Source organism: Bradyrhizobium sp. (genome assembly GCF_049581145.1).
Taxonomy (GTDB): Bacteria; Pseudomonadota; Alphaproteobacteria; order Rhizobiales; family Xanthobacteraceae; genus Bradyrhizobium.
On the sequence record NZ_JBAURI010001060.1, the window covers coordinates 1 to 2,024 of the forward strand.

Here is a 2,024-nt window from a genome sequence, read left to right on the forward strand (position 1 = left end):
CGCGAGCAGGCCCGGCAGCACCAGAGGCGTCAAAAGAGCTGTCCGCAAAATCCGCATGAAACTCAGCATGCCTTGCCTCTGTTCGTCGTCGTGGGAGCCAACGGGTCTCGCCTTCACGCACAAACGATAGACCAGAGTGCGATGACGATTGATCAAATCATCGCGTTCTGGCGCTCTGGCCTTCGCTCGCACTCCGGCGAAAGTCTCGACGAGCCTTTATCAGGCCGCCATCGCCTTGGTCAGGTTTTCCGCGACCTTGTCGAGGAAGCCGGTGGTGGAGAGCCAGCGCTGCTCGGCGCCGACCAGCAACGCGAGGTCCTTGGTCATGAAGCCGGATTCGACGGTGTCGACGCAGACCTTCTCCAGCGTGTCCGCGAACTTCGCCAGGGCATCGTTGTTATCGAGCTTGGCGCGATGCGACAGGCCGCGGGTCCAGGCAAAGATCGAGGCGATCGAATTGGTCGAGGTCTCCTTGCCCTTCTGGTGCTCGCGATAGTGCCGCGTCACCGTGCCGTGGGCGGCTTCGGCTTCCACCGTCTTGCCGTCCGGCGTCATCAACACCGAGGTCATCAGCCCGAGCGAACCGTAACCCTGCGCGACGGTATCGGACTGCACGTCGCCGTCATAGTTCTTGCAGGCCCAGACATAGCCGCCCGACCATTTCATTGCCGCCGCCACCATGTCGTCGATCAGGCGGTGCTCATAGGTAATCTTCTTGGCGTCGAACTGCGCCTTGAATTCCTTGTCGAAAATATCCTGGAAGATGTCCTTGAAGCGGCCGTCATAGACCTTGAGGATGGTGTTCTTGGTCGAGAGGTAGACCGAGTAGCTCTTCAACAGGCCCATGTTGAGCGAGGCGCGGGCGAAATCGGCGATGGAGTCGTCGAGATTGTACATCGCGAGCGCGATGCCGGCGCCCGGCGACTTGTAGACTTCGCGCTCGATCACTGCGCCGTCCTCGCCGACGAACTTCATCGTCAGCGTGCCCTTGCCCGGAAACTTGAAGTCGGTGGCGCGGTACTGGTCGCCGAAGGCATGGCGGCCGATGATGATCGGTTTGGTCCAGCCCGGCACCAGCCGCGGCACGTTCCGGCAGATGATCGGCTCGCGGAACACCACGCCGCCCAGGATGTTGCGGATGGTGCCGTTCGGCGATTTCCACATTTCCTTGAGGCCGAACTCCTTCACCCGCGCCTCGTCGGGCGTGATGGTGGCGCATTTGACGCCGACGCCGACCTTCTTGATGGCGTTGGCGGCATCCACCGTGACCTGGTCATTGGTCTGGTCGCGGTATTCCATCCCGAGGTCGAAATACATCAGCTCGATATCGAGGAACGGGGTGATGAGCTTGTCCTTGATGTACTGCCAGATGATCCGGGTCATCTCGTCGCCATCGAGTTCGACGACGGGGTTGGTCACCTTGATTTTTGCCATGATCGGTAAGGCCTTTTCGGAAATAGCGCGTGCTGAGAGCGGGGTGGAACTGGTGTTATGGCGCGTCATAGCACCGCGGCGGGGCGGGCGGAAGCCAAGGGGCTATGCAGTTTGCGCTCATCTTTTGGCCCGCGATGCCGGGATCGGCCGTGGGGTGAAGCGCCTTGGGCGCCTCGATCTGGCGGCCGCCCGTCGGTGGTTCTCGCCGCAAGTCAAAAGCCGAATCCAACCTCATTATTTCGCTTGAGAAATTCTGCCGGACAGGCAATCGAGGGGCCGAGCGGCAAGCTGGCTGAACAGGTTTCCGTCCAGCGCCGCGCAAAGCCTTGATTTGAATCGGAAAGCGAGAAAGCAGAGCGATGACCGGTGCCGGCACCGACAAGAGCAAGACCGGCTTCGACCTCGCCGGGCCCGTGATCGTACTCGTCGAGCCGCAGCTCGGCGAGAACATCGGCATGGCGGCGCGCGCGATGGGCAATTTCGCGCTGTCGCGGCTGCGGATCGTCAACCCGCGCGACGGCTGGCCGAACATCGCCGCGCAGCGCGCCGCGGCCGGCGCCGATCAGATCCTGGAGCGCGCGGAGCTGTTC

Annotated in this window: 2 protein-coding genes; one reads left to right on the forward strand and one right to left on the reverse strand. The window is 62.1% G+C overall.

Translation table 11 applies throughout. The features are described from left to right. Positions 1–219: 219 nt before the first annotated feature. On the reverse strand, positions 220–1,434 hold the full coding sequence (locus WCB02_RS34265; protein ID WP_423965544.1) for an NADP-dependent isocitrate dehydrogenase: 1,215 nt from the start codon (positions 1,432–1,434) through the stop codon (positions 220–222). Positions 1,435–1,793: 359 nt separating this feature from the next. Here WCB02_RS34265 and WCB02_RS34270 point away from each other — a divergent pair. Next, on the forward strand, positions 1,794–2,024 hold a 231-nt coding region (locus tag WCB02_RS34270), incomplete at its 3' end, for a TrmH family RNA methyltransferase (RefSeq protein ID WP_423965546.1).